The 25,555-nt window shown below is 74.0% G+C and carries 30 protein-coding genes and 1 pseudogene; 14 read left to right on the plus strand and 17 right to left on the minus strand.

Annotation, left to right across the window (positions count from 1 at the left end; genetic code table 11):
- Positions 1-2 precede the first annotated feature (2 nt).
- The gene (locus ACFWP2_RS00295) at positions 3-1,109 is read right to left on the minus strand and encodes a metal ABC transporter substrate-binding protein (RefSeq protein WP_380446619.1); all 1,107 of its coding nucleotides are present in this window, start codon (positions 1,107-1,109) and stop codon (positions 3-5) included.
- Positions 1,110-1,300: 191 nt separating this feature from the next.
- Here ACFWP2_RS00295 and ACFWP2_RS00300 point away from each other — a divergent pair, with 191 nt between their 5' ends.
- Positions 1,301-2,683, plus strand: a complete 1,383-nt coding sequence (locus tag ACFWP2_RS00300; RefSeq protein ID WP_030233601.1) for a glycine--tRNA ligase — start codon at positions 1,301-1,303, stop codon at positions 2,681-2,683.
- A gap of 155 nt (positions 2,684-2,838) precedes the next feature.
- Here ACFWP2_RS00300 and ACFWP2_RS00305 read toward each other — a convergent pair whose 3' ends face one another.
- The 5 genes from ACFWP2_RS00305 to ACFWP2_RS00325 form a co-directional block, all read right to left on the minus strand.
- A complete protein-coding gene (locus ACFWP2_RS00305) occupies positions 2,839-3,999 on the minus strand; it encodes a hypothetical protein (RefSeq protein ID WP_380446620.1) in 1,161 nt (386 codons plus the stop codon).
- 68 nt (positions 4,000-4,067) lie between these two features.
- Positions 4,068-5,192, minus strand: coding sequence for a hypothetical protein (locus ACFWP2_RS00310; protein ID WP_380446622.1), 1,125 nt, complete (start codon positions 5,190-5,192; stop codon positions 4,068-4,070).
- A complete protein-coding gene (locus tag ACFWP2_RS00315; protein WP_380446624.1) occupies positions 5,189-5,767 on the minus strand; it encodes an NADAR family protein in 579 nt (192 codons plus the stop codon). Before ACFWP2_RS00315 ends, ACFWP2_RS00310 begins: the two co-directional genes overlap by 4 nt.
- 114 nt (positions 5,768-5,881) lie before the next feature.
- Positions 5,882-6,991 (minus strand): threonine aldolase family protein, encoded by a 1,110-nt coding sequence (locus ACFWP2_RS00320; protein WP_380446627.1) that lies wholly within the window; start codon positions 6,989-6,991, stop codon positions 5,882-5,884.
- A gap of 215 nt (positions 6,992-7,206) precedes the next feature.
- Complete coding sequence (locus tag ACFWP2_RS00325) at positions 7,207-7,776, minus strand: DUF6939 family protein (RefSeq protein WP_380446630.1); 570 nt, start codon at positions 7,774-7,776, stop codon at positions 7,207-7,209.
- Positions 7,777-7,946: 170 nt separating this feature from the next.
- On the opposite strand from ACFWP2_RS00325, the gene ACFWP2_RS00330 reads away from it, so the two are divergent.
- The gene (locus ACFWP2_RS00330; protein ID WP_380446633.1) at positions 7,947-8,387 is read left to right on the plus strand and encodes a hypothetical protein; all 441 of its coding nucleotides are present in this window, start codon (positions 7,947-7,949) and stop codon (positions 8,385-8,387) included.
- A gap of 97 nt (positions 8,388-8,484) precedes the next feature.
- Here ACFWP2_RS00330 and ACFWP2_RS00335 read toward each other — a convergent pair whose 3' ends face one another.
- Entirely contained in the window at positions 8,485-8,922 is a 438-nt protein-coding gene (locus ACFWP2_RS00335; protein WP_380446636.1) for a nucleoside deaminase, read from the minus strand.
- Entirely contained in the window at positions 8,919-9,728 is an 810-nt protein-coding gene (locus tag ACFWP2_RS00340) for an LLM class flavin-dependent oxidoreductase (protein ID WP_380446639.1), read from the minus strand. Before ACFWP2_RS00340 ends, ACFWP2_RS00335 begins: the two co-directional genes overlap by 4 nt.
- Positions 9,729-9,821: 93 nt before the next feature.
- Here ACFWP2_RS00340 and ACFWP2_RS00345 point away from each other — a divergent pair, with 93 nt between their 5' ends.
- On the plus strand, positions 9,822-10,268 hold the full coding sequence (locus ACFWP2_RS00345) for an Lrp/AsnC family transcriptional regulator (RefSeq protein ID WP_380446642.1): 447 nt from the start codon (positions 9,822-9,824) through the stop codon (positions 10,266-10,268).
- 170 nt (positions 10,269-10,438) lie between these two features.
- The gene (locus ACFWP2_RS00350; RefSeq protein ID WP_380446645.1) at positions 10,439-11,575 is read left to right on the plus strand and encodes a serine hydrolase domain-containing protein; all 1,137 of its coding nucleotides are present in this window, start codon (positions 10,439-10,441) and stop codon (positions 11,573-11,575) included.
- Positions 11,576-11,608: 33 nt separating this feature from the next.
- Here ACFWP2_RS00350 and ACFWP2_RS00355 read toward each other — a convergent pair whose 3' ends face one another.
- Both ACFWP2_RS00355 and ACFWP2_RS00360 read right to left on the minus strand, forming a co-directional pair.
- Positions 11,609-11,842: a hypothetical protein gene (locus ACFWP2_RS00355; RefSeq protein WP_380446648.1), complete on the minus strand. Its 234-nt coding sequence runs from the start codon at positions 11,840-11,842 to the stop codon at positions 11,609-11,611.
- Between the two features lie 97 nt (positions 11,843-11,939).
- On the minus strand, positions 11,940-12,062 hold the full coding sequence (locus ACFWP2_RS00360; RefSeq protein ID WP_380446651.1) for a hypothetical protein: 123 nt from the start codon (positions 12,060-12,062) through the stop codon (positions 11,940-11,942).
- A 48-nt stretch (positions 12,063-12,110) separates the two neighbouring features.
- On the opposite strand from ACFWP2_RS00360, the gene ACFWP2_RS00365 reads away from it, so the two are divergent.
- Positions 12,111-13,604 (plus strand): sensor histidine kinase, encoded by a 1,494-nt coding sequence (locus ACFWP2_RS00365; protein ID WP_380446653.1) that lies wholly within the window; start codon positions 12,111-12,113, stop codon positions 13,602-13,604.
- A gap of 107 nt (positions 13,605-13,711) precedes the next feature.
- Entirely contained in the window at positions 13,712-14,416 is a 705-nt protein-coding gene (locus ACFWP2_RS00370) for a response regulator (protein WP_380446655.1), read from the plus strand.
- A gap of 207 nt (positions 14,417-14,623) precedes the next feature.
- Here ACFWP2_RS00370 and ACFWP2_RS00375 read toward each other — a convergent pair.
- A pseudogene (locus tag ACFWP2_RS00375) lies at positions 14,624-14,917 on the minus strand (phosphatase PAP2 family protein); the annotation flags it as partial.
- Here ACFWP2_RS00375 and ACFWP2_RS00380 point away from each other — a divergent pair.
- Together ACFWP2_RS00380 and ACFWP2_RS00385 are read left to right on the plus strand one after the other, a co-directional pair.
- Entirely contained in the window at positions 14,883-15,062 is a 180-nt protein-coding gene (locus tag ACFWP2_RS00380) for a hypothetical protein (protein ID WP_380447520.1), read from the plus strand. The pseudogene ACFWP2_RS00375 and the gene ACFWP2_RS00380 sit on opposite strands and share 35 nt — an antisense overlap.
- A 300-nt stretch (positions 15,063-15,362) precedes the next feature.
- Complete coding sequence (locus tag ACFWP2_RS00385; RefSeq protein WP_380446657.1) at positions 15,363-15,614, plus strand: hypothetical protein; 252 nt, start codon at positions 15,363-15,365, stop codon at positions 15,612-15,614.
- A gap of 32 nt (positions 15,615-15,646) precedes the next feature.
- Here ACFWP2_RS00385 and ACFWP2_RS00390 read toward each other — a convergent pair whose 3' ends face one another.
- From ACFWP2_RS00390 to ACFWP2_RS00400, 3 genes are all read right to left on the minus strand, one after another.
- Positions 15,647-16,063, minus strand: coding sequence for a type II toxin-antitoxin system VapC family toxin (locus ACFWP2_RS00390; protein ID WP_380446659.1), 417 nt, complete (start codon positions 16,061-16,063; stop codon positions 15,647-15,649).
- Entirely contained in the window at positions 16,060-16,353 is a 294-nt protein-coding gene (locus ACFWP2_RS00395) for a type II toxin-antitoxin system Phd/YefM family antitoxin (RefSeq protein WP_380446662.1), read from the minus strand. Before ACFWP2_RS00395 ends, ACFWP2_RS00390 begins: the two co-directional genes overlap by 4 nt.
- A gap of 69 nt (positions 16,354-16,422) precedes the next feature.
- On the minus strand, positions 16,423-17,628 hold the full coding sequence (locus ACFWP2_RS00400) for an MFS transporter (protein ID WP_380446665.1): 1,206 nt from the start codon (positions 17,626-17,628) through the stop codon (positions 16,423-16,425).
- 78 nt (positions 17,629-17,706) lie between these two features.
- Here ACFWP2_RS00400 and ACFWP2_RS00405 point away from each other — a divergent pair, with 78 nt between their 5' ends.
- Complete coding sequence (locus ACFWP2_RS00405) at positions 17,707-18,093, plus strand: MerR family transcriptional regulator (RefSeq protein ID WP_380446669.1); 387 nt, start codon at positions 17,707-17,709, stop codon at positions 18,091-18,093.
- Between the two features lie 93 nt (positions 18,094-18,186).
- Positions 18,187-18,984, plus strand: a complete 798-nt coding sequence (locus ACFWP2_RS00410) for an alpha/beta fold hydrolase (protein ID WP_380446671.1) — start codon at positions 18,187-18,189, stop codon at positions 18,982-18,984.
- Positions 18,985-19,142: 158 nt separating this feature from the next.
- On the opposite strand, the gene ACFWP2_RS00415 is transcribed toward ACFWP2_RS00410, so the two are convergent.
- The gene (locus ACFWP2_RS00415) at positions 19,143-20,648 is read right to left on the minus strand and encodes an MFS transporter (protein WP_380446674.1); all 1,506 of its coding nucleotides are present in this window, start codon (positions 20,646-20,648) and stop codon (positions 19,143-19,145) included.
- Positions 20,649-20,750: 102 nt separating this feature from the next.
- Here ACFWP2_RS00415 and ACFWP2_RS00420 point away from each other — a divergent pair, with 102 nt between their 5' ends.
- On the plus strand, positions 20,751-21,656 hold the full coding sequence (locus ACFWP2_RS00420; protein ID WP_380446676.1) for a helix-turn-helix transcriptional regulator: 906 nt from the start codon (positions 20,751-20,753) through the stop codon (positions 21,654-21,656).
- Here the strand turns inward: ACFWP2_RS00420 and ACFWP2_RS00425 are convergent.
- On the minus strand, positions 21,653-22,042 hold the full coding sequence (locus tag ACFWP2_RS00425; protein ID WP_380446679.1) for a hypothetical protein: 390 nt from the start codon (positions 22,040-22,042) through the stop codon (positions 21,653-21,655). The two genes, ACFWP2_RS00420 and ACFWP2_RS00425, sit on opposite strands and share 4 nt — an antisense overlap.
- Positions 22,039-22,629: a hypothetical protein gene (locus tag ACFWP2_RS00430; RefSeq protein ID WP_380446681.1), complete on the minus strand. Its 591-nt coding sequence runs from the start codon at positions 22,627-22,629 to the stop codon at positions 22,039-22,041. Before ACFWP2_RS00430 ends, ACFWP2_RS00425 begins: the two co-directional genes overlap by 4 nt.
- A 135-nt stretch (positions 22,630-22,764) precedes the next feature.
- Here ACFWP2_RS00430 and ACFWP2_RS00435 point away from each other — a divergent pair, with 135 nt between their 5' ends.
- Genes ACFWP2_RS00435 through ACFWP2_RS00445 form a run of 3 tightly spaced genes read left to right on the plus strand, consistent with a single transcriptional unit; the run spans position 22,765 to position 25,456 of the window.
- Complete coding sequence (locus tag ACFWP2_RS00435) at positions 22,765-23,979, plus strand: sensor histidine kinase (RefSeq protein ID WP_380446684.1); 1,215 nt, start codon at positions 22,765-22,767, stop codon at positions 23,977-23,979.
- Entirely contained in the window at positions 23,967-24,611 is a 645-nt protein-coding gene (locus ACFWP2_RS00440) for a response regulator (protein ID WP_380446686.1), read from the plus strand. Before ACFWP2_RS00435 ends, ACFWP2_RS00440 begins: the two co-directional genes overlap by 13 nt.
- The gene (locus tag ACFWP2_RS00445) at positions 24,608-25,456 is read left to right on the plus strand and encodes a DUF4097 family beta strand repeat-containing protein (RefSeq protein ID WP_380446689.1); all 849 of its coding nucleotides are present in this window, start codon (positions 24,608-24,610) and stop codon (positions 25,454-25,456) included. The genes ACFWP2_RS00440 and ACFWP2_RS00445 overlap by 4 nt, the downstream gene beginning before the upstream one ends.
- Positions 25,457-25,555: the final 99 nt, after the last annotated feature.

Raw genomic sequence — 25,555 nt, forward strand, 5'->3', positions numbered from 1 at the left:
CGTCAGTTCGCGGGGGCGGGGGTGGTGACGTCGGTCCCGGCGGGGGTGGTGCCGGCCGGGGCGGTCGCGGTCGCAGCGGTCGTGGCCGGGGCGGTTGCGCCCGAGGCGGTTGTGCCCGGGGTGCCGAGGGCAGCCTGGAGGTTGGCCAGGTTCCGCTTCATCACGGTCAGGTAGTCGTCCTTGGAGGTGTCCTTGACGCCTTCCAGCGGGTCCAGGACGGAGGTCTTGAGGCCGAGGTCCTTGGCGACGGTCTCGGCGAGCTTGGGGCTGACCAGGGTCTCGAAGAAGACCGTGGTGACGCCGTTGTCCTTGGCGGCCTTCTGCACCGCGGCGAGGCGGGCCGGGGTGGGCTCGGACTCCGGGTCGACGCCGTTGATCGCGACCTGGGTGAGGCCGTAGTGGTCGGCGAGGTAGCCGAACGCGGCGTGGCTGGTGACGAAGGTCCTGGTCGTGGCGGACTCCAGGCCGGCCCGGAACTCCTGGTCGAGCGCGGTGAGCTTGGTGACCAGCTCGTCGGTGTTCTTCCGGTAGTCCTCGGCGTGGGCCGGGTCGGCCTTGGCGAACTCCTCGCCGACGTTCTTGGCGACGGCCGCGTAGCGGGTCGGGTCGAGCCAGATGTGCGGGTCGCCGGCCGGGCCCTCGTGCTGGTGGCCGTCGCCCCCGTGGGCCTCGGCGCCGTGGGCCCCGTCCTCGGTGCCCTCGTCGAGGTGGTGGTCGACCAGCGGGCCGGCGGCGGTGGCGTCGATCTTGTGCTTGCTGGACGACTGCGCGACGGCCTGGTCGACGGTGGGCTGAAGGCCCTTGAGGTAGACGATCGCGTCGGCCTTCTGGACCGTGCCGACCTGCTTGGCGGTGAGCTCCAGGTCGTGCGGCTCGACGCCGGCGGCGGTCAGATCGGTGACCGCGACGTGCTCCTTGCCGATCTGCTGGGCCAGGAACTCCATCGGGTAGAAGGACGCGACGACCTTCAGCCTGCCCTTGCCGCTGTCGGCGCTGCTGCTGCCTCCGCAGGCGGTGAGGGCGAGGGAGGCGGCGAGGGCGGCGGTGCCGACGGCGATGGAACGGCGGGTCCGGCGAGACAGTCCGAGTCGAGGCAGTCCGATCATCATGACAATCATTCTCATCTCACATGGAAATGATTGTCAAATCACTCGGGCGGGTGAACGGAGGGTGGCGGAGGGCGGGGGCCGGCGGACGATACCGATTTGAACCACGTACCCGTATGGCCGGTAACCTGAGGTATTCGGGTACGCGTAACCAGCCGTGCCCTGACCGTGCCGTACGTACTGAAGAGAGCACTGTGGCCGCCGACAAGATCGACACGATCGTCAGCCTGAGCAAGCGCCGTGGCTTCGTCTACCCCTGCAGCGAGATCTACGGTGGCACGCGTGCCGCCTGGGACTACGGGCCGCTGGGCGTCGAGCTCAAGGAGAACATCAAGCGCCAGTGGTGGCGCGCGATGGTCCAGGCCCGTGAGGACGTCGTCGGACTCGACTCGTCGGTGATCCTCGCCCGCGAGGTCTGGGAGGCCTCCGGCCACGTCGCCACCTTCAACGACCCGCTGACCGAGTGCCTCTCCTGCCACAAGCGCCACCGGGCCGACCACCTGGAGGAGAAGTACGAGGCCAAGCACGGCTTCCCGCCGCCGAACGGCCTCAAGGACGTCAACTGCCCCGACTGCGGCACCAAGGGCCAGTTCACCGAGCCCAAGGACTTCTCGGGCATGCTGAAGACCCACCTCGGCGTCACCGAGGAGGCGAGCGGCCTGGCGTTCCTGCGCCCGGAGACCGCCCAGGGCATCTTCACCAACTTCAAGGCCGTCCAGACCACTTCGCGCAAGAAGCCGCCGTTCGGCATCGCCCAGACCGGCAAGAGCTTCCGCAACGAGATCACCCCCGGCAACTTCATCTTCCGGACCCGCGAGTTCGAGCAGATGGAGATGGAGTTCTTCGTCAAGCCGGGCGAGGACGAGCAGTGGCACGAGTACTGGCTCCAGCAGCGCTGGGACTGGTACGTCGGCCTCGGCCTGCGCACCGAGAACATGCGCTTCTTCGAGCACCCGAAGGAGAAGCTCTCCCACTACGCCAAGCGCACGGTGGACATCGAGTACCGCTTCAACTTCGGCGGCAGCGAGTTCTCCGAGCTGGAGGGCGTCGCCAACCGCACCGACTACGACCTGCGGGTGCACAGCGAGGCTTCGGGCCAGGACCTGAAGTACTTCGACCAGGAGTCCGGCGAGCGGTACTTCCCGTACGTCATCGAGCCGGCGGCCGGCCTCAACCGCGCCATGCTGGCCTTCCTGATCGACGCCTACTTCGAGGACGAGGCGCCGAACGCCAAGGGCGTCATGGAGAAGCGCGTCGGCATGCGGCTCGACCCGCGCCTGGCCCCGGTCAAGGTCGCCGTCCTGCCGCTGTCGCGCAACGCCGACCTGTCCCCGAAGGCCCGCGGCCTGGCCGCCGACCTGCGCACCGCGTGGAACGTCGAGTTCGACGACGCCGGCGCCATCGGCAAGCGCTACCGCCGCCAGGACGAGATCGGCACGCCGTTCTGCGTCACCGTCGACTTCGACACCCTCGAGGACAACGCGGTGACCGTCCGCGACCGCGACACCATGTCGCAGGAGCGCGTCTCGCTGGACCAGGTCAAGGCGTACCTGGGCGCGCGGCTGATCGGCTGCTAGCAGCCTCCCGCCCCCGCACGGCTCGGGAGCCCTCGTCCGCCCTGGTGGGGCGGGCGGGGGCTCCTTGCCGTTCGGGGGCGGGGGCGCCGGGTTGCCTCGGGCGGCCTTCCCGTGGGGCCGCTTTTCCGTGGTGCCGCTCTTCCGTGGGGCCGCCGCTACCGCCGTCCCCAGCGCGAGCGCGGGGCCGCGGGCGGGCGGGTCGGGAGGCCGGCGGTGCGCAGGGCCGCGAGCGTGGTGCGGTGGCGGGCCTCGTCGGCGAGCAGTGCGGCCAGCAGCTGGGCGTAGAGCTCGGAACGGCCGGCGCCGTCCAGGGCGGCGGCCAGCCGGGCCACCTCGACGGGCGGGCGCAGGACGGCCAGCTCGTTCAGCAGGAGGGTGGCGAGCGCCGGCGGCAGCCCGGCCGCGAGGTCGGCGAGGTCGGCGCTGGAGCGGCCGGCGGCCTGGCGCAGCAGGGTCCGGACGTCGGCGGACCGGCCGTGCTGCTGGAGGCAGGCGGCCAGGGAGGTCAGCTCGGGCACCGGCGCCGACCCCCACTCCCAGAGCAGTGTCGCGCTGTCGGCGGCCAGCCCGGCCCGGTCCAGTGCGGAGAGCAGGCCGGGGACGGAGACGGCCGGGTAGCTCCAGAAGGTGTGGAACACCTCCGCCGCCTCCTCGGCCAGGCCCAGTTCGCGCAGCTCGGTGAGCACGGTGACGCAGTGGTCGGGCGCGGACCGGGCGATGCTGCGGGCGAGGAGGAGCGAGCCGCCGGCCGGGCCGGACCGGGCGAGCCTGCCGACCAGCAGCGCGGCGTCGGTGGGGGTGAGGCGGGCGGCGGCCGCGTCGATCACCTCGGTGGCCTCGGCGAGGGAGCCGGCCCGGTGGAGGGTGGTGATCCGCTCGGTGAGGGCGCCGAGGTCGGGACGGGCGGGCGTCGGCGGCGCCGGCTGCCACGGTGGCTGCTGGTGGTGCCGCGAGGCCTGCTGTTCGTATGGCTGCTGCTGTTGTGGGTGTTGCGGGTATTGCTGCGGAGCCGGGGGCGGCGGCTGTTGCCGCTGTCTGATGAGGCTCTCCAACTCCTCCAGCTGGTCGCTGAGTTGGAGGCATCGGGTACCCAAGCCCTCGCGGAGGGTGCGGGCCTGGGCGAGCTGGCGCAGCAACTCCCCGTCCGGCCGCTGGCGCCCCGGGGTGGCCCGGATCGCCTCGTTCAGGCGCCGCTCGCGCTGGCTCGCGTAGCGGCTCGCACGGAGTAACTCGTCCAGTTCTGCGCGGAGTTCCTCGGCCTGCCGCTCGCCTTCCGGCTGCTGGCCTGCGGATTGTGCCGTCGGCCGCATGCGCATGATCGCCCCAACCTGTCCATCTGCACCCTGACTGTGTGACATCCTGGCGTCAGTATGTGGCGTGGGAGTTAAGAGTGCACGACCAGTCGTGTCCGAGTGATGTCAAGGAGCGCGCAGACGGCGGTCGTTGCGAGAAGTGCGCCGGTCGCGCTCCGTAGGAGGGTCGCCTCGTAGTACGGGCCGGGCGCGAGGGCCGCGACGGCGTATCCGACCACCGCGCCCCCGAGAGCGGGAAGCAGGAGGCGCGGCGCGTCCCGGCGGACCGCCGCCCCGATCACCAGGAGCCCGGCCAGGGCGGCGAGTTCGGGCGTGCCGAAGCTCTCCGCGTAGCGGATCGACAGGGCGGGGACGAGGAACAACGCGAGCGCCCGGCCGACCGTTCCGGTGAGTGCGGCGGTGTACGGGCCGGGCCGCGGGTCCCGGGACGGGACGGTGCGGGTGGCGACGAGCACCGCCAACGCGGCTGCTGCGGAGGGCAGATGCTCGCCGATCCGGGCGAGGTTGTAGAGCAGCGCGGTGTCGTACAGCACCAGCATCAGCTGGCCGTACGCCCACAGGTCGAGCGCGAAGCGGAACGGGCCGCGGGCGGGCGCGGTGTCGGCTGCGGTGCCGGCTGCGGGCTCGCGCCGGGCCAGCCGGGCGATCAGGGGCGGTGTGAGGCAGGCCGCGAGCACGCGCAGCACGAGATCGTCCACCGTGTACGGGTTCCGCAGGTCCCACTCCACCGCGCAGAACGCCACCGTGTACGAGGCGGCGGCGAGCGGGATCAGCGGCGAACGGGCCAGCCGGACGTACAGCGCGCGGTCCAGCCGCCGGACGACGGCGACGAACGCCAGCAGCACCAGCGGCAGTTCGAGGAACGCCTGCACCCGGAGCACCGAGGGGGCCAGCAGCTCCGGGGCCGGGAAGCGGGCGGCGAGGGAGTCCAGGCGCGGGACGTCGAACCACCCCGGCGGCAGGTGGCGGGCGATGAAGGAGACGTCCCCGTGGTGCACCCGGTTCACGTAGACCGCGACGAGCACCTGGTTGAGGTAGATCAGCGCGACGACGGCCGCCAGCACCGGCTCCGGCCCCGGCGTGCCGCCGTCGCGCCCGGCCGGGGCCGTCCGGCGCAGCACCCTCGGGGCGACGAGCAGGGCGGCAGCGGCCGAGGCCACCACCGTCCCGTCCAGCAGCGGAGCGATCCCGCTCACGCGGCCAGCCGCGCCCGCGCCTCCATCAGCGCGAAGCCGAGCAGGTTCAACCCGCGCCACTCGGTGGGCTGTTGGGCCCGGATGTCGTCGGCGGCCAGCCCGATGCCCCAGATCCGGTCCAGCGGGCTGGCCTCGATCAGCACCCGGTCACCCGTGCTCAGCAGGTAGCCGCGCAGCGCCTCGTCCTGCCCGAACTTCGCGACGTTGCCCGCCACCACCAGCTCGAAGCGGCCGGCCGCCCAGACCTCGTTGTCGAAGCCCTCGACCAGCCGCCCCAGCTTCTTCGCCTCGGCGGGCGTCCGGGCCGCGAGCACCCGCCGCACGATCTCCTCGTCACCGAACATCCGGGCCTTGCCGGCCATCATCCAGTGCTCGGCGGAGGCGTACGTGACCCCGTCCACGGTGAACTCGCCCGGCCACCACTGGCTCAGGCACTCCTGCCGCGTCCCGCCGCCCTTGCGCTCGGTGTGCCCCCAGAACATCACCCACTTCGGCCGCACCCCGTCGGCCATAGCCGCGACCAGCTCCTCGCGGCTGCGGACGGCGGCCAGGTCCCCCACGTGCATCTCGCTCATATCGTCAGTCTGACACAAAGGGTTCGGTGCCCGCTAACCGTTTGATCGCGGCGCCTTGCGGCCGGTGGCTCCGCGTCGGGCGCCCGCTCCGCGTCGGACGGTCCGTCGTCTCCGTCAGGCGGTGGCGGCCAGCTCCAGGAAGCGCAGGCCGACCTCCGTCACCTCGTCGGCCGTCCACGCCCGGGCCGGTTCGCCGAGGCTGACCTCGGCCATGGCGAGGCCGGGGGCGGCGTCCTCCCAGTGGGAGACGAACCAGATGCCCTCCTGTTCGGCCAGTGCCAGGTGGGCGGCGTTGAGGGCCTCGGCCGGGTGGGGGAGCCAGAGTTGGTACTCGTGGGTGGGCGGGACCTCCGGGTGGAGGCGGGCGCCGGGGAGGGCGGCCAGGGCGGGGGTGAGGGTGGTCGCGGCGTGCCGGACGAGGTCCGGGATGCGGGGCAGTACGGTGTCCAGGCCGTGGAGGGCGGCGACGGCGGCCGGCCACTGCTGGAAGACCTGCCCGCCGTAGCGGTGGCGCCAGGTGCGGGCGTAGGAGACGAGAGCGGAGTCGCCGGCGAGGGCCGCGCCGCTGATGCCCCCGAGGTCCTTGTAGTAGGAGACGTAGACGCTGTCGGCGAGGGCGGCGATCTCGTCGAGCCGCCTGTCGAAGTGGACGGTGGTGTTCCAGAGCCGGGCGCCGTCGAAGTGCACCCGGGCGCCGGCCTCGCGGGCGGCGGCGACGAGGGCGGTCAGCTCGTCCCAGCCGGGGAGGAGGTAGCCGGGGTCGCGCAGCGGGAGTTCGACGGTCAGGGTGCCGAACGGCTCGCCGAGCGCGTGGAGTTCCTCGGGTGTGGGGTGGCGCTGTTCGGTGGTGGGCCAGAGGCCGCGCAGGCCGGTGAGCTGGGTGTGGGCGTGGCGCTCGTGCCGCTCGATGTGGCTGAGCGGGTGCAGCGCCACGGCCGGGTTGCCGGTGCGTTCGGCGTGGTAGCGGAGGGCGACCTGCTGGGCCATCGTCCCGGTGGGGAAGAAGACGGCGTCGTCCTTGCCGAGCAGCTCGGCGGTCCGTTCCTCCAGCTGCCGCACCGGACCGTCGTTGCCGTAGAAGTCGTGGGGAACGTCCAGGCCGTCCAGGGCGGAGAGCTGGGCGAGGCGCTCGCGGATGCTCAGGAGGCGGTCGCCGGAGAGGAAGCGCTTGCAGGTCATCCGGGCCGCACGGCGCCGCTGGACCTCGTTCTGGTCATCGGTCATCCGGCGATTGTCGAACCCGGACGCGGTCGGACCAACTGCTTTTCCCTCGCGCGGGCGGGTGCTGGGGCGGGGACGAGCGGGCGGAGGAGCTCGCGGAGGCTTTTCCCTCGCGCGGGCGGGTGCTGGGGAAGGTGGCCCCGATGGACGTGGCCTGCGGCTGGGCGCGCGAGCACCTCGACGAACTCCCCCGCGGGTGGGGGCCGGCGCGCCCGGCGTCATCGGGTGTGTTCGTCCGGGGCGTCCTCATCGGGCCAACGGCCTTCCAGGTGCAGCCGGATGAGCGCGGCATGGGAGAGCGGGCTGGTGGGGTCGGCGACGTCGCCGTTGGTGGTGTAGTCGAGGAGCACCACCTCGTCCTTCTCCCGGAGCCGCTCGACCAGGTCGGCGACGCGGTGTTCGAGGACCCAGCGGTAGGCCGGAAGGTAGATCCGGCGGCGGGCCGTCTCGTAGGGCAGGAGCCGGTCGCCGTGCAGGCCGGCTCGGTGGCCCCGGACGGGGCCGTACCGGCGCACCGTCCGCTTGAGGCCCTTCATCGAGGTGACGCACAACTTCGCGGGGTCGACATCGGCGTCCTGGAAGACCTTGAGGGCCTGCCAGATGCCTTCCACGGACTGGCTGGTCACGCCGTCGCCGCCGGGGACCGGGATGCCGCCGTGCGGATGGAACGGGCTCAGCCGCACCCACGGGTCCGGCGCCTTCGAGGTGACGTCGATGATCTCCGCGCCGGGGAACGCGGCGGTCAGCGAGGCCGTCGTACGGCGGCGGCTCGCGACGTGGATCGGCATCCAGGGGCTCCTTCTCGTCGGCGGTGCGGGCCACCGAGTCTCCCCGAGGCCACTGACACCGCGGCGCCGGAACCGGTCCCGCTGCGGAGCGGGCGCGATCGGGGGCGGCGGCGGGGGATCCCTGCTAAGTTGAACGCGTTCAAATATATTGCGCCAGGAGGGGGAGAACCATGGCGGTGGTTCCTGTGAGTGCCCGAGGGCTCGTCGGGCTGGCGGTCGCGGTGTGCGTCTGGCCGGTGGCGGTCTTCATCGTGAGGTTCGGCTACCGCCCCGCGCCCGTGCACGTGGCCGTGGCGGCCTGCCTCGTCCCCTGCGCGGTGGCGCTGCTCTGTGCCCACCCGAGGGGCTTCCGGATCGCCACCGTCGTCGCCGGGTGTGCGGTGGGGGTCGTGGCGGCGCCCGCCGCACTGGGGCTTCTCGTGCTCGGAGCGGAGTTCGGCACGGCGGCGGGGGTCCTGCTCGGGTTCACGCTGCCGGTCGCGGCGGTCGCCCCACTGGCCGCCGCCTACCGGAGGGCCGATGGCGTCGAGTACGGCCGCGGCCTGGCCGTGGTCGGCTGGTCGGCGGCCGGGCTCTCGGGCGTCGGCTGGCTCCTGCTGATCTTCGGCTAGGTGTTCTGGCCCGTGAGGTTGGGGACGCGGCCGCCCGGTGGCTCGGCCGCTCACCGCTCGGTCGTTCCGGTGGGAGCGGGCCGGTCGGGGCCGGTGCTCAGTGCGGCCGGTAGTAGGCCGCGATCGGGGCCCGGGCCTCTTCGGACAGGGCCGGGCCGTCGGCCGGCACCGCCGGCCAGGCGCCCGAGTCGGGGTTGAGGGCGACGAGTTGCTCCGTGGAGAGCGCGTAGACGACCCGGCCGATGCCGGAGCGGAGGATGCCTCCTTCGCACATGCCGCAGGGCTGGCAGCTGGTGTACAGCGTGGTGCGTGCGGCGGTGTCCGGGGGCAGTTCGCGGGCGGCCCAGCGGGCCAGCTTCAGTTCGGGGTGGGCCGTGATGTCGTCGTCGCGCCGGACGGTGTTGTGGGCCTCGGCGAGGATCTCGCCGTCGGGGCCGGCCAGCAGGGAGCCGTACGGGGCGTCGCCCAGGGCGATCGCCTGGGCGGCGATGGCGATGGCGCGGCGCAGCAGGGCCTCGTCGGCTTCGGTGATCACGCGTTCCTCCACTCGGTGGCGACGGTGGTGAGGGCCTGCCAGGCCCGCTGCGGCCGGCGGGTCTCCTCCGGATCGCCGTGGTACGGGTCGAGGACGACGGTCTCGGCGCCGAGATCGCGCAGCCGGCGGAGGTCGTCGAGGATCTGGTCGACGGTGCCGACGCCGGCGGGCCGCTCGGGGTCGTCGACCGGTGCGGTGGTCGGGCGCAGGGCGATCCGGGGCGCGAACCCCGGCATCGGATGGTCGGCCAGGACCGACCGCATCCGGGCGACGGGGAGCCGCAGCGGGTGCCAGGCGTCGCCGAAGCGGACCGCCCGCCGGAGCGCGGCGTCGCTGTGGCCGCCGACCCAGACCGGGACGGACCGGTGGCCGGGTTCCTCCGCGCGGGCGTCCCGCAGGGTGCTCAGGTACTCGTCGGTCAGCCGGCCGCGGGCGCCGAACGGCACGCCGAGGGCGGCGTATTCCTGGCGGGACCAGCCGACCCCCACGCCCAGGACGAACCGGCCGCCGCTGAGCCGGTCGAGGGTGCTCGCCATCCGCGCCACCAGCAGGGGGTTGCGGTAGGGCAGGACGAGGACGGTCGTGCCGAGCCGCAGACCGGGGGCGGTCGCGGCGAGCCAGGACAGCGTGGTGAACGGCTCGTAGAACGGCTCCGGGTACCGCTCGGCCACCTCCGGGGTCACCGCCACGTGGTCGGACACCATGAGGAGGCCGAGGCCGAGGCCCTCCGCGGTCCGGGCCCACTCGCGCAGCACGCCGGGGTCGGTGCCGGGGCCGAAGTTCGGTACGTTGACGCCAAGTTGCATGATCCGAGGCTATCCCCGTGATCATGGCGGAGGGAACGGACTTCTCCCGCTGTGACCTTCTGATCGCCGTGGTTCTCCCGGTAGATTCGCGTCATGGCCGTGAATCTTGACGACACCGACTGGGCGATCATCGAGCAGCTGCAACGGGAGGCCCGCATCTCGCTGAGCGAGCTGGGGCGGCGGGTGTCCCTGAGCGCGTCGGCGACCACGGAACGGGTGCGGAACCTGGAGTCGCTGGGCGTCATCACCGGCTACCACGCGACGGTGGACCTGGCGAAGGTCGGCTACCCGGTGCTCGCCGTCGTCCGGCTGAAGTACCCGGGCAACCGGCACGAGCCGCTGCGGCGGCTGCTCGCCGAGCGGCGGGAGATCCTGGAGTGCCTGCGCACCACCGGCGACGACTGCTACACCCTCAAAGTGGCGGCGACCTCCATGGAGCACCTGGAGAGCCTGGTGGACGAACTGGCCGGCTTCGGCAGCACCACCACGAGCGTCGTCTACAGCCGGACGCTGCCCCTGCGGGGGCCCGGCCGGCCCTGAGGGCGAGGGCGAGGGAGACGGTGGAGAGGGCGGCGAGGGCGAAGGCAGGGAGGGCGAAGGCGACGAAGGCGCTCCCTCGATCGGGGGAGGCCGGCCGTTCGTGGCGCGACCAGACTGGCGATCGTGACCGGGGGTTCTCCTGCTCCCCACGATTCCAGAGGAGTTGACTCGTGCGTCGTTCGCGTGTCCGCCACGTGGCACTCGCCCTCACCCTCTCGACCGCCGCCGCCGTCGGGGTGCTGACACCGTCCGCTGCGCCGGCCGCGTCCGCCGCCGCCCCGCCGGACGTCGTGCAGCGGGGACTGGACGCGCTGGTGCGGACGGACGGGGTGCCCGCCGCGCTCGCGACCGTCCGGGACCGGCAGGGCCGAACCCGTGACCACACGGCAGGGGTGGGGGACCTGGCCACCGGCGCCAAGGTCCCCGTCGACGGGCAGGTGCGGATCGGCAGCAACACCAAGACCTTCACCGCCGTCGTCGCGCTCCAGCTGGTGGGCGAGGGGAAGGTCGACCTCGACGGCTTCGTCGACACCTACCTTCCCGGCCTGGTCCGCGGCGTGGGCGGGGACGGGCGCGGCATCACCGTCCGGCAGCTCCTCCAGCACACCAGCGGCCTGCCCGACTACGAGGGGCTGCTGGACGAAGCCTCCCTCCGCCACCGGTACTTCGAGCCCCGGGAGCTGCTGGACCTGGCCCTGCGGCAGGAGTCCGCCTTCGCGCCCGGCGCGAGGTTCGGCTACAGCAGCACCAACTACGTCCTGGCCGGGCTGATCGTCCAGCGGGTGACCGGCCGGCCGCTCGCCGAGGAGATCGACCGGAGGATCATCCGGCGCATCGGGCTGCGGCACACCTACTTCCCGGCGGCGGGCGACCGGACCATCAGGGAAGCCCACCCCCACGGCTACCGCAGGGACTCCGCCGGCGGGCCGCCGGCCGACTTCACGGAGCTGGACCCGTCGGCGGGCTGGGCGGCCGGGCAGATGATCTCCACCAACTCGGACCTCGACCGCTTCTTCACCGAACTGCTGGTCCCGGACCGCCTGGTGCCCGCGGCCCAGCTCGCCCAGATGCGCACCACCGTGCCGGTCGGGGACGGCGGTATGGGCGCCGGACTGGGCGTCTTCAGCCGACCGCTCTCCTGCGGCGGGGTCTACTGGGGGCACGGCGGCGACATTCCGGGCTACGAGACCCGGGGCGGCGTCACCGAGGACGGGCGCGCCGTGAACGTCGCGGTGACCACCATCCCGACCGACTACGCCGTCACCCGGCACGTCGAAGACGTCGTGGACGCCGCCCTCTGCCGCTGAGCGGCCCGCCGGGCCCGCCGGGCCCGCGAGCGGTCAGGAGTGGAAGTGGTTCCCCTCGTCGCCGATCACACCGTTGCCCTGGTGGACGGACAGGCTGGAGTACGTCGCCCGCATGCGCGCGGCCTGGGCGGTCCGCTGCTGTTCGATCAGCAGGCCCTCGGCGTCGTCGAACCGGTGCCTCCGCGCGCGTTCCCGGAGCACCAGGAAGGCCGTGGCGCCGACCACGGTGCCGAGGAGTGCGAGCAGGAACACCGTGACGAGACCCATGACGTCACCTTCCCCCGGTTCGAGTACGTCGAACCGCCGGACGGCGGGCGGTGGCGGTGGTGGTGGCGGCGGGGGTCGGCGGTGGTGGCGGTGGTGGTCATGTCGGCTCCTCGTCGTTCTCGGCGTGCGGCGGATCAAGGGGTGCGTCGACCGGGGCGGTCAGTTCGCGGGTGAACTCCCCCGCGCGGGGGCTGTCCTGGCCGCCGAGCGGCTCGGGCATGACTTTCGACAGATCCGGTTCGACGGCGCTCCTCCTAGGGTCGTGGGCATGCGGATGAGTGGAGTGGCGCTGCCCGTGGTGGCGGCGGTGTGTATCGGGCTCGGTGTCACGAGCCTCTGGTGGGCGCTGCCCGCGATCGGGCTCTCCTTCCTGGCCGGGCTGCGGACGGAGCGGGTACGGCCGGCGGCGGTGGTGTTCGCCGTCCTGGTGGCGGTCGGGGTGCTGGTGGTCGGGTCGGTGCCCTCCTGGATCGTCCTGGGACTGCGGTTCGTCGCGCTCGCGGTGAGTACCGGGATGGGCCCGTGGCTGCTGGGCCGGTTCTGGCGGCAGTCGCAGGAACTCGTGCGCGCCGGGTGGGAGCGGGCCGAGCGGCTGGAGCGCGAGCAGAGGCTCGTCGCCGAGCAGGCCCGGCTGCGCGAACGGGCCCGGATCGCCCAGGACATGCACGACGCCCTCGGGCACGACCTCAGCCTGATCGCCCTGCGCGCCGGGGCCCTCAAACTCGCCCCCGACCTGGCCCAGCCCCACCGGGAGGCCGCCCAGGAGATCCGTGCGGGGGCGGCCGCCGCCGTCGAGCGGCTCGGCGAGGTGATCGGCATCCTGCGGGACGGGGACGAGAACGGCGGCGGCACCTCCGCGGCCCGCGGGCCGGCCGACTCGGACATCCCGCACCTGGTCGCCGAGGCGGCCGCGGCCGGTCTGGACGTCCGCGCGGAGATCACGGGGGAGCCGGACGGGCTCCCGCGCGCCACCGAGCACGCCGCGTTCCGGGTGGTGCAGGAGGCCCTGACCAACGCCACCAAGCACGCGCCGCGAGCGGCCGTCACCGTGGAGGTGGCCTACTCGGCGGATGGCGCCCGCCTCCGGGTAGCCAACGGCCCCACGGCCCCACCTACGGCCCCGCGCACGGTCCCACCCATGGCCCCGCCCGCGGCCACCGTCGCCGGAGCGGCTTCTCCGGTACCCGCGTCAACCCCGCGCGGCGCAACGCCCACCGGAGGCCGCGGCCTGGTCGGGCTGGCCGAGCGCGTCCGGCTCGCGGGCGGCACCTTTGCCCACGGGGCCCGCCCGGACGGCGGGTTCGAGGTCGTGGCCGACCTGCCGCGCCGGGCCGTCGGGCCCGTCCCGCCGGCGGCCGCCGCCCCGCCGTCGCCGGTGCGCGAGCTGCGCCGGGCGCGGCGCAGGGTGGGGCGGACGCTGGCCGCCGTGGTGCTCGTCCCGCTGGCGACGGCCGTGCTGCTGACCGTGGCCCTGCGAGTATGGACGTTCTACGTGGTCAGCCTGTCGGTCCTGGACCCGGAGGCCTACGCCTCCCTCCAGGTGGGGCAGGACCAGGCCTCGGTCGAGCGACTGCTGCCGGGCCACCGGCTGCCGTACCGTCCGCCGAGCGGGCCGTCGACGCCCGCGCCGCCGACGGGGGAAGGGGTTTCCTGCGTGCACTACGCCATCACCTCCCAGCTGTTCGTGGACCGGGCCGGCGACGCCTACCGGCTCTGCTTCCGGGACTCCCGCCTGGTCTCGCGCGACGTGCTCGTCTCCTGATCGCCCGCCGCGGCGCCACCCGCCGAAGCACCCACCCGCCGCAGCACCTCCCTCCGCAGACCACCTCCACCACCACCGCCGTACCGAGCGACCGACAGGAGCCACCGATGACCACCGCACCGATCCGGGTGCTGCTCGCCGACGACGAGCCCATGATCCGCGCGGGACTGCGCGCGGTGCTCGCCACCGACCCGGGCATCGAGATCGTCGCCGAGACCGGGGACGGCCGGGAGGCCGTCGAACTGGTCCGGCGCCACCGGCCGGACGTCGCCGTGCTGGACATCCGGATGCCCGGGACGGACGGCATCACGGCCGCCGCCGAGATCCGCCGGAACGGCCTGGCCACCGGAGTACTCATGCTGACCACCTTCGGTGAGGACGACTACATCCTGCGCGCGCTCAGCGGCGGCGCGAACGGCTTCCTGATCAAATCCGGCGAGCCCGAGGAGCTGCTCGCCGGGGTGCACGCGGTGGCGGGAGGGGCCGCCTACCTCTCACCCAAGGTGGCCGCCCGGGTGGTCGCCCACCTGGCCGCCACCGGGGCCGGCGGCCCCGCCGACCGGCGCGCCGGCGCCCGGGAACAGGTGGCCGCCCTGACCACCCGGGAACGGGACGTACTGACGCTGATCGCCGCCGGGCTGTCCAACGGTCAGATCGCCCGTCGGCTGGGGGTGGTGGAAGGCACCGTGAAGGCCCATGTGAGCTCCATCCTGGCGAGGCTGGGCGTGGCCAACCGGGCGGCCGCCGCCGTCCTCGCGCACGAGGCCGGGCTGACCCTCGGCGCGAACTGCGCGGGCGGCCCGCGGGACTGAGCCCGCCGCGCCCGGGGCCGTGCCGGAGCCCGAGCCCGCGCCCGGTGCCGGCGGTATCGACGGTGCCGGCGGCGCCGACAGCAGCCGTCCGAGGACGGGCACCCCGGTCAGGGCCGTCACGAGGGCAGTGGCCGCAGGCCGCAGGGCGAGGACCGCCGCCGCGGTGACCGTGCCGCCGAGTGCGGCACCGGCGAGCACGTCGTGCGGGTAGTGCACCCCGGCCGCCACCCGCAGCGCGGCCGTGGCACCGCCGACGGGTATGACCAGCAGCGCCCAACGCGGGCGCAGCAGCACCAGCCCCGTCGCCAGCGCGACCGCCAGGGTGGCGTGGTTGCTCGGGAACGACCAGTCACCCGGCGGAGGACAGTCGGCGACCGCCGTGCCCGGCAGTCCGGCCAGCGCCCGGCAGGGCCGTTCCTCGTCGAGGAACACCTTCAGCACCTCGCTCGCCCCGTAGGCCAGCACCGTGCCGAGCCCCACCAGCGCCACCCCCGCGACCACCCCGGTGGCCCGCCGGGCCCGGGCCGTCCACCAGCAGAACGCCAGCAGGAGCCCCAGCACCAGCAACCCGACCTCGGTGGCAGGCTCCAGCAGCGAGGCCACCGCGTGCGGGGCGTCGCCGACGGCCTCCGCCACCCGCCGGTAGCCGCCGGCCGACCACCCGGCCGAGACCCGCACCGGCTCCGCCCCGCCACCCCGCTCGGGCGCCAGCCACGCCACCACCCCGGCCCCCGCACAGAGCAGGGCCGCGGCCAGGACGGGCCTGGGCCTGGGTCTGGTGGTGGCCTCTCGCGCGCCCGCCTTCCTCGGTGTGCTGTTCTTCCTCGAATTCCCGTCCGTGTACGTCATGGTCCGGACGGTAGAAGCCGAGACCCCCTTGCCGCCCGACCCGAAAGTCAAGCAGCACCCCTGACGATGGTCAGGGTTGACAGCACATCACAGCGCGATGACCGGCCAAGTGGCCTGCGGCCATGCCGGCTTCCTCCCCGCTCGCCTTCCCCACCCGCTTCTCGGCGGCGGAGCCGACCAGCTGTGGGACCGCCGGATCGCCGAGTCGACCGGGCACGAGGTCCTGGACGTGCCCGCCGCCGACCACGGCCTCGAACTGCCGGACGACCCCCTGGGCTCGATCGACGTCCTTCGGCGGGTCGCCGCCCGCCTGGACCGCTTCGTGGCCTCCCTGGCGGCGGGGAGGTAGCCCGGATCCGGCGGTCCGGCCCGGACTTCCGCCTACTGTGAGCCGGTCGGCTGACCAGGCGCGACCACCGGCAGGTCGCGCTCCTCCGCCGCGTCGGCCAGGCGCTTGTCGTAGGTGACGAAGGCGGTGAGCGCGTGCTCCAGGTGTTCGGCGCTGGCGAGGTGAATGGCGTCGAGGGTGCGGAGGTGCCGGGTGGGGAACTGGCAGGCGGCTCGGAGGACGGCATCGGAGAGCCGGACGCGAAGCAACCGGTCGAGCAGATCGGTCGACGTGTCCAGCAAATCCTGCGGTGCGCCGACCCGGATCAATGCGCGTGGCACCTCGACCTGGGCCAGTGCGCTGGTCGCATGCCCCTCGGACCCGTGCGAGGAGAGAAATGTGCGTAGAGCGGTGGATTCGTTCTCAGGGATCAGGAGCTTGAGGATCGCGCATGAGTCGAGGTAGATCAACGGTCCTCCTCCTCCCGCATGGCGTGCAGGGCGTCAGCGGCCGACTCGAGTCCGACGCCGGACTCGGGCAACGTCCAGTCGGCCAGACCGCGCGCGGTGGCGGCATTCTCCGGGTCGATGGTGCCGTCGCGGACGAGGTCCTCCAGCACTCGCTGCTCGGGGTCGGGCGGCGCGAGGACGGCGATCAGTCGGCCGTTGCGGGTGATCTCCACGCGCTCGCCGGCCGCGACCCGGTCGATCAACTCGCTGGCGTGTTGCTGGAGCTGTCGGATGGGGACTCTGGCTGTCATACGACTCACGGTAGAGCGGACTGTGCGGCGATTGCGAGGAACGTGCGGCGGGTTCACGCGGAAGAGTGGTCATCCCCGCCGCGGGAACCCGTGGCGCCGCCCGCCGAGGGTGGCGGCCAGGGAGGCGGCCAGGAGGACGAGGGCGGACCAGGGCAGGGCGGTCGGGCCGGCGTGGTCGAGGAGGAGGCCGCCGGCCAGGCCGCCGGCGGCGATGCCGAGGTTCCAGCAGGTGACGAGCAGCGACTGGGCGATGTCCCCGGCCGGGCCGGCCGCGTCGGCGACGGCGGTCTGGAGGAGGGTGGCGGCGCCGCCGAAGCCGAGGCCCCAGAGCGCGGCGGCGGCGTAGACGGGCCGGCCGGTCGAGCCGAGCAGGGCGGCGGCGAGCAGCAGGGCCGCGACGGCGAGCAGGACGGAGGCGGTGATGGTCAGGGGCCGCAGGTGCCGGTCGATCAGGACGCCGGTGCCGAGGATGCTCAGCAGCGAGGACAGCCCGATGACGAGCAGGACGGTGTCCGTCCGGCCGTCGAGCCCCAGCGGTTCGAGCAGCGCGGCGACGTACGTGTAGAGGACGTTGTGGGCGAGGACGAAGGTCGCCGTGACGGCCAGGACGGCGGTCACGCCGGGCATCCGCAGCACCCGCAGGACGGGGGTGCGGGCCTGGTCGGCCGGGCCGGGCAGTTGCGGGAGCACGAGCAGCATCCAGCCGGTCAGTGCCGCGGCGATCAGGCTCATCAGCCCGAAGGTGACCCGCCAGCCCACCAGGTCGGCGAGCAGGGTGCCGGCGGGCACGCCCACCGACAGGGCCACCGTCGAGCCGGCCATGGCGACGGCCATCGCCCGTCCGCGCTGCTCCGGTGCGACGATGCCCCGCGCGTACCCGGCCAGCAGTGCCCAGAGCAGCCCCGCGACCAGACCGGCCGCGAACCGGGCGGCCATGGTGAGCGGGTAGCTCGGCGAGACGGCGGTGACGGCGTTCGCCGCGGCGAAGCCGCCGACGGCGACGAGCAGCAGGCGCTTGCGCGGCAGGCGGCTGGTGACGGCGGTCAGTGGGATGGCGGCCGCGATGGAGCCGACCGCGTAGACGGTGACGGACTGCCCGGCGGCGGACTGGCTGACGCCGAGGTCGGCGCTCATCGCGGGCAGCACCCCCGCGGGGAGGGCCTCGGTCATGATCGTGACGAATCCGCCGGTGCTCATGGCCAGGAGTGCGGGCCAGGGCAGCCTCGCTGTGGCGGCCGCCGGCCGGTCGGGGGTGCGGAGTTCAGAGGTGGGCATGGGCCCGATCGTCTATCGTTGACATACGTGTCAAGGTCTAGCCGGGACGGCACCGGCCCGGGGTGAGGGTGGTCACACATGCGCATCGGCGAACTCGCCCGGCGGGCGGAGACCACTCCGCGCCTGCTGCGCTACTACGAGCAGCAGGGGCTGATCACGCCGCGCCGGGAGGCCAACGGCTACCGCGAGTACGAGGAGTACCTCGTGGACCGGGTGCTGCAGATCCGCGGGCTGCTGGACGCGGGGCTGCCGACCCGGATCATCAAGCAGGTCCTGCCCTGTCTGGACACCCCGCGGACGATCCACTTCGCCGACGCCACACCGGACATGCTCGAAACCCTGGAGTCCGAGACGGACCGGATGACCCGCCGGATCCAGTGCCTGACGCGCAACCGGGATGCCATCCGGGAGTACCTGGACGTGGTCAGGGGCCTCTCCTGCCCGGCTGATCAACTGACGGGCTGACGGGCTGGGCAGCTGGGCAGCCGACCGGTTGACCGCCCGCCCGGAAGCCGCCGCTTGACCTTGCCATCGGTGTCATGGTCGGACCCTGTCGTCATGAACGAATCCCCGATCCGCCACACCGCCTTCGGTGACGGCACCCCGATCGTCCTGATCCACGGCTACACCGTCGACCACCGCGTGCTGCTCCCGCTCGAACCCGCCTTCGCCGACCGCCCCGGCTGGCAGCGCCTCTACCTCGACCTCCCCGGCCACGGCGCCAGCCCCCGGCTGCCGGGCCGGGCCTCGGCCGGCGCGCTCGCCGAGGCCGTCTCCGGATGGATCGGGGAGCGGGTCGGCCGGCGGCCCTTCGCCGTGGTCGGGCAGTCCTTCGGCGGCCAGCTGGCCCGGGCGGTGACCGCGCGGTTCGGCGAGCAGGTGCTGGGCTCGGCGCTGCTGGTGCCGGTGGTGCGCTGGGGAGCCGACCGGTCCCTGCCCGAGGAGTCCGTGGTCGAACGCGACGAGGACCTCCTCGCCCGCCTCCCGGCGGCCGACCGCGAGCTGTTCCGGTACGTCATGGCCCGCCACACCACGGAGAGTTGGGAGCTCTTCGAGCGCTACGTCCGGCCGGGCTGGCAGGCGCACGACCGGGCGGCCGCCGCCGAGCTCGAAGGCGACTTCCTGTTGCCGCAGTGGCCCGAGCACCGGGCCGCACCGCCGCACCGCGGCCACCACCTGCTGGTCACCACCCGGCAGGACGCCCTGGTCGGCTGGCGCGACCAGCTCGCCCTGCTCGACCACTACCCCCGGATGGCCGCCGCCGTCCTGGACGGTGTCGGCCACAACCCCCAGGTCGAGGCCGCCGGGACCGTCCGCACCCTGTTCGGCCACTGGCTCGACGCACTCCGAAGCTGACGCCCGGCCCGGGAAGGCCGACGGCCCCGCGACCGGTCGTTCCGGTCGCGGGGCCGTTCACCACCCGCCGTCGCAGCGGTCGCCGCCGTCGCAGCGGTAGGCGCCGCCGAGGTCGCCGCCGACCCGGGGCCCCGGACCCGGCCCCGGCGGACCCGGGCTCAGCCGATGGACCGGGGAAGACGGGTGGTCAGGTAGAGGACGGTGAAGGAGCCGAGGAGCTGGACGCCCAGGCACAGGGCGAGGGCGCGGTCCATGCCGAGCACGGGGGAGAGCGAGAGGTAGAGAGTGCCGAGGGTGGCGACGCCGAGGGCGAGGCTGGACTGCTGGCCGGTGGCCAGGACGCCGCTGCCGACGCCGGCCCGGGCGGCGGGCACCTTGGAGAGGACGACCCGGAACAGCGGGGTGCCGATCAGGCCCTGCCCGATGCCGGCGAGGGCGACGCCCGGGGCCATCCGCAGCGGAGACAGGTGCGACCAGTCGGCCAGGACGGTCAGGGCGAGGGTGGCGAGGCCGGTGGCCTGGACGACGGCGCCCGCGCTGAGCACCCGGCTGCCCCAGCGGCCGATCAGCCGGGGGCCGGAGAGCGAGGCGGAGAAGTAGCCGACCGCCATCGGGACGAGCGCCCAGCCGGCCGCGACCGGGCCGAGCCGCAGGCCCTGCTGGAGGGCGACCGCGATGACGAACATGAAGCCGCCGAAGCCCGCGAAGTAGGGGAGGGCGATGCCGAGACCGCGGCGCATCTCGGGGATGCGCAGCAGGGACGGTGGTAGCAGCGGGGTGTCCCCGCGCCGCTCGGCCCGGCGCTCGACGGCGGTGAAGGCGATGGCGAGGACGGGGAACAGCGCGAGCAGCACCCAGGACCAGAGCGGCCAGCCGGCGGCCCGGCCCTCCATCAGCGGGATGAGCAGGGAGAGCAGCGTGGCGGTGAGCAGGGCGGTGCCGGGGACGTCGACCCGGGCGGCCGTGGTGGCCCTGCTTTCCGGGACGTAGCGGGCCGCGAGCACCACGGCGAGCAGGGCGAACGGCGTGTTCAGCAGGAACACCGAGCGCCAGCCGGTGCCGAACAGGTCGGCGGCGACCAGCATGCCGCCGAGCACCTGCCCGATCACCACCGCGATCCCGCCGACCGCGCCGTAGACGCTGAGCGCGCGGCCGCGCCGGGCGCCCTCGGTGGCGGCGGTGATGGTGCCGAGCACCTGGGGGATCAGCAGCGCGGCCGAGGCGCCCTGGGCGGCCCGGGCGGCGACCAGTGACCAGGCGTCGGGGGCGAGGCCGCAGGCCAGCGAGGTGAGGGCGAAGGCGACGGCGCCGGTGACGAAGAGCCGTCGGCGGCCGTAGCTGTCGCCGAGGCGCCCGCCGAGGACGAGCAGTACGGCGAAGGCGATGCCGTAGCCGGCGGCGATCAGTTCCAGGACGGCGGGCCCGGCGGCCAGGTCGTGGCCGACGGTGGGCAGGGCGACGTTGACGATGAAGAAGTCGAGCATCGGCAGGAAGGCGCCGAGCAGGACGGTGACCAGCCCGGCGGTACCGAGGGTGGCGGTGCCGAGGGGGGCGGCGGGACCGGTGGGGCCGGCCGGTCCGGGGGCGGTCGTAGGGGCGGCCGCGGTGCCCGGGGTGGTGGCGGTGCGGCCCGATGCGGGGGCGACGGCGAGTTGTTGGGTCACGGGTCCTACGATCCGCCGCGCTTTACCCTGGTACCAGAGTGTGGTTATCCGGGTATAAGAAGTACCTGGCAACAGGCTGACGGCTGACGCATGCTGGGGAGCATGAGTCTCGCCACGCCCCCCGCGCAAGCCCGCACCGGTTCGACCGGTCCGCGTCCGGCCACTCCCGACGACGCCCGCCGGCACGAGCTGGCCGCGTTCCTGCGCAGCCGCCGCGAGCGTCTGACGCCCGAGCAGGTGGGCCTGCCGATGACCGGCCGCCGCCGGACGCCGGGGCTGCGCCGGGAGGAGGTCGCGCAGCTCGCCGCGGTCGGGGTGACCTGGTACACGTGGCTGGAGCAGGGGCGGGACATCCAGGTGTCCACCCAGGTGCTGGACTCGGTGGCCCGGGCGCTGCTGCTGGACCCGAGCGAGCGCGCCCACCTGTTCACCCTGGCCGGCGCGGACGACCCGGCGCCGCTGAAGGAGTGCCCCTCGGTGACCCCGAGCGTGCGGCTGCTGCTGGACCACCTGGCGCCGTTCCCCGCCCTGGTGCTCAACTCCCGCTATGACGTGCTGGCGTACAACGACCAGTACGCCGCGATCGTCGGCGACCTCGACCGCATGGCGCCCGAGGACCGGAACCTGATGTGGATGGCGTTCACGCCCTCGCGCTTCCGGGACGTGCTGGTCGACCACCGCACCGAGCGCCTCGGCATCGTGGCCCGGTTCCGCTCGGGGATGGCCGACCACAGCTCGGATCCGGCCCGGAAGGCGCTGCTGGCCCGGATGCTCAAGGCCTCGCCGGACTTCGCGGAGCTCTGGCAGCGGCACGACGTGATGCGGCCGGGCAACGGGATCAAGCGCTTCCAGGTGCCGGGCGTCGGGCTGTTGCGCTGCGAGTACACCAACTTCTGGCTCAGCCCGCGGCTGGGGACCCGGTTGATCACGTACACCCCGCTGGACGACGAGACCCGCGCGCTGATGGACCGGCTGCCGACGCGGCGGGACCTCTCGGAAACGGCCTAGGCGGCCCGAACCGCCGCGTCCCGGCCGAGCCACAGGCACACCACGGCGAGCGGCAGTTCGATGCAGGAGGCCATGACCAGCGCGGCGAGCATCGCGACGCCGGGCCCGGCGCAGGCGATGTCGGCCAGCGCGTCCCCGGTGAGCAGCAGGGCCACCGCCGCGCCGGCCCAGAGGGCGGCGGGGCTGCGCCGGCGCAGCAGCGCGTCCAGCGAGAGCAGGGCGGCGAACTCGGTGAGGTCGAGCACGACCCAGGGGGTCTCGTGGCAGACGGCGAGGACCGCCAGCCAGGGCAGCAGCGCGATCGCGGCCAGGAGCGGGAGCCGGGCGAGGCGCGGGGGCGGGACGTAGGTGGAGGCGGGACGGGCGGCGAGGACGGCGGTGCTCATGCGGCACCCCGGTTCCGGTCGCGCACCCGCTCCAGCGGCAGCCGTTCGGCCGTCCCGCCCGCCGGGTGTTCGACCCGTACCGCGTCGAAGGGGCCCTCGGCCCAGGCGATCCAGAACCGGCCGACCACCGGGACCACCTCGGCCGTCGACCGCACCCGGCGCAACGGCCGCCGCCCGGTGAACACCACCGTGGGCGCGCCGCCGTCGGCCGCCAGCCGGCCCCAGGCCAGCACGTGCCGGCTCCGCCCGGTGGACGGACAGCGCCGGGCCCCGCGCAGCAGGTACGGGGTGAGCCGGGAGGCGACCACGACGTCGGCCAACTCCCCGTACTGGTAGAGCTCCAGGGCGGCCCGGCCACGGCCGGACCCGACGCTGCGGACCGACCACGGCCCGGCCCCGGCCGGCAGCGCGTCCTCCGGCAGCGCTCCGTCGAACAGCGTCGCCCCGGACATCGCGCCCCCGGACATCGCGCCCTCGGACATCGCGCCCTCGAACAGCGCCGGCGCCCCCGCCGGCTCTCCGGAAGCACTCCCGGGGCCGGGCCGCCCGTGCGGCGGAGTGGCGGAGTGCGATGCAGTGCTCGTCATGCCCCCAAGCCTTCCGTCGGGACCCCCTTCCTGTCGGTGGTGCCCCACACCGAATCGGGGGTGTATCTAGCTACACCCCCACCCGGAACCCCCCTTCATGGCGGCTCGTGATCACCGGGCCCTACGCTGTCGGCCATGTCCTCCACCACGTTGCGCCGAGCGCTCGTCAGGAGCCTCCGGCGCCCACCGTGGTCGCCCGGGGTCTGGCGGGACGTCCGCTTCCTCGCCGCCGGAATACCCATGGCGCTGCCGGTCTGGCTGGCCGTCACCGATTCGACGCTGCTCCTCCCGGTGCTCGTCGCCGTCCTGCTCTGCGCCCGCCCGCTGACCGCCGTCCAGCGCGGCCGGCTGCGCGCCCTGCACGGGGTGGAGGTGCCGCCGCTGCGTCCGCCTACGGGGCGCCAGGTCTGGTGGCTGGGGATGACCTGGCGCCAGGTGCTCCACCACCTGGTGGCCGGCCCGCTGCTGGCCGCGGGCGCGTTGGCGGTGCTGTACGCCTGGGCGGCCGCCGTGGTGCTGGCCACCGTGTACGGCTGGATGTGGCTGCTGCCCGCCGGCACGGCGCCGCGCTCCGGCTTGGCCGGGGAGGACGTGCTGCTCACCCTCGGCGGGTTGCTGCTGCTGGTGGCCCTCCCGCCGGCGGGCACCCAGCTGGCCCGGCTGGAGGTGTGGGTGGCCCGGCGGTTGCTCGGCCCGGACCGGGCGGAGGCGCTGGAGCGGCGGGTCGAGGAGATCGCCGAGAGCCGGGCCGGGCTGGTCGACGCGGTGGACGCCGAGCGCCGCCGGATCGAACGCGACCTGCACGACGGCGCCCAGCAGCGGCTCACCTCCCTCGCGATGAACCTCGGCCTGGCCCGGCGCACCCTCAAGGACGTGCGGCCCGAGGTGATGCAGGTGATCGTCGACGCGCACGAGGAGGCCCAGGCGGCCATCGACGAGCTGCGCGACCTGGTCCGCGGTCTGCACCCGGCCGTCCTGGAGGACCGCGGCCTGGACGCGGCGCTGTCCGGCGTCGCCGCCCGCGCCCCGCTGCCGGTGCGCCTGGACGTCGACCTCTCCGAGCGGGTCGCCCCGACCGTGGAGGCGGTGGCCTACTTCACCGTCTCCGAGGCGCTCACCAACGTGGCCAAGCACGCCAGGGCCGGCCGGGTCGACCTCTCGGTGCGGACGTCCGGCGGCCGGCTGCGCCTGGTCATCAGCGACGACGGCGTCGGCGGCGCGGACCCCTCGCGCGGTACCGGGCTCACCGGTCTGCGCAAGCGCGCCGCCTCGGTCGACGGCACGCTGTCCGTTCTCAGCCCCCTCGGGGGCCCCACCACCATCACCGTGGAGTTGCCGTGCGCGCTGTGATCGCCGAGGACTCGGTCCTGCTGAGGGTCGGTCTGGTCAAGGTCCTGGAGGCGGTGGGCTTCGAGGTCGTGGCCGCCGTCGGGGACGCCACCGAACTGCTGGCCGCCGTCGAGGAGCACCGTCCGAAGGTGGTGGTGGCCGACGTCCGGATGCCCCCGGATTTCAGCGACGAGGGGGTGAAGGCGGCGATGGTGATCCGCCGGCAGTGGCCGGACACCGCCGTCCTGCTGCTCTCCCAGTACGTGGAGGAGCGCTACGCCGCGGACCTGCTGGCGACCAACACCAGCGGCGTCGGCTACCTGCTCAAGCAGCGGGTGGCCAATGTCGACGACTTCGTGGACGCGCTCCAGCGGGTCGCCGAGGGCGGCACCGCGCTGGACCCCGAGGTGGTCGCCCAGCTGCTGGTGCGCCGCCACCGGGACCCGCTGGAGAAGCTGACCCCGCGCGAGCGCGACGTGCTCTCCCTGATGGCGGAGGGCCGGTCCAACGCCGCGATCGCGGGCTCGCTGGTGGTCAGCGACAGCGCGGTGGCCAAGCACATCAACTCGATCTTCACCAAGCTCGACCTGCCGCCGGCCGAGGACAGCCACCGCCGGGTGATGGCGGTGCTGCGCTTCCTGGAGGTCGGGTGACGGTGAAGGGGGCGACGGGGGTGAAGGGCTGGCGGCTCACCGGGACGGTCGTGATCGTGCTGGTCATGCTGGGGGCCGGACTGCAGACCTGGGCGATGGCGGTGCAGCAGCGCACCAGCACCACCCGGCCGTACGACGTGGCGATCCACGGGGTCCACCTGGAGACGGGCAGCGCCTCGGTCAGGGTGCGGGCCGGCCGGGACGGCCCTGTGGTGGTCCACCAGAGTCTGGACTGGCTGGTGCGCAAGCCGGTGGTGTCCGCCATCGTCGTCGACGGGGTGCTCAACGTCTCCATGCGCTGCCGGCAGGTCCTGCCGTTCGCGGACTTCGGCTGCGGCGCCGAGATCGAGCTGGAGGTGCCGGCCGCGACGGAGCTGTCCGGCTCGGTGGGCTCCGGCTCCGTCCAGGTGGAGGGCCTGAGCGGGGACGTGCGGATGGAGTTGACCTCCGGGCAGCTGCTGCTGTTCGACACCTCCGGAGACGTGTCCGCGCACGCCACCTCCGGCCAGGTGCGGGGGACCGGCCTGAGCATGCGGCGGGTGACGGCGAAGGTCGGCTCGGGCTCGGTGAACCTGGGCTTCGCGAAGGCCCCGCGCGACGTGGACGCCACGGCCACCTCCGGTTCGGTGGAGCTGACCGTGCCCAAGGGCAGCCGGTACGTCGTCTCCAGCGAGATCGGCAGCGGCAACGGCCGGATCGACCCGCAGCTGGCGGACCCGGCCGGCCCGAACCGGGTGCACGCCGCGGTCACCTCCGGATCGATCACCGTCGTCCCGTCGGCGTCGGCGTCGGAGCCGCAGGAGCAGCCGGTGAGGCCGGTTCCGACGGAGCAGCCCGCGCAGTAGTCGGCGCCCGTGCCGCCGTCGGCTCCGTGGCGGGAGTGGTGCGGGCGGCGGCCGCTCGTCCGGGCGGGGGACGGGTGGGGGACAATGGAGAGTCCCGTC

Source organism: Kitasatospora sp. NPDC058444 (assembly GCF_042721415.1).
Classification (GTDB): Bacteria; Actinomycetota; Actinomycetes; order Streptomycetales; family Streptomycetaceae; genus Kitasatospora.